Genomic DNA, 322 nt, shown 5'->3' with positions numbered 1-322 from the left:
AGCCACCGACGGAAACGGCCGCAAAGCAGCACCCAACGCGGCGATCTTCTTCCCGTCCCGAACCTGCAGCATCGTGTTAGCCGCCAACCACGCACCCACACCGCGACTGGCAATCACCTGATCATCCGGGCGCAACGACAACTCGTCCACCACCGCCACACGCACAGCTTCGAGACGAAGAATCTCCGCACTCGCTTCGACAGCAGCAGCGCGCAACTCGGCAGCAGTCAACCGCCACAGGCGTCCGCGTAACCCCACCGCAGAACCAGACACCACGTCCGACAACAAGACACTCATTGAATCCCCCGATCCCCTCCCCAAA

General features: G+C 62.4%; 1 pseudogene. It reads right to left on the bottom strand.

Annotation, left to right across the window (positions count from 1 at the left end):
* Positions 1 to 297 (bottom strand): annotated as a pseudogene (locus ACN50D_RS31280) (HNH endonuclease); the annotation flags it as partial.
* Between the last annotated feature and the right edge of the window lie 25 nt (positions 298 to 322).

It is taken from the genome of Rhodococcus sp. SB1D (genome assembly GCF_048573875.1).
GTDB lineage: Bacteria > Actinomycetota > Actinomycetes > Mycobacteriales > Mycobacteriaceae > Rhodococcus_F > Rhodococcus_F qingshengii.
Note: the sequence above shows the minus strand (reverse complement) of the source record. Positions and strands in the feature narration are given on the sequence as shown.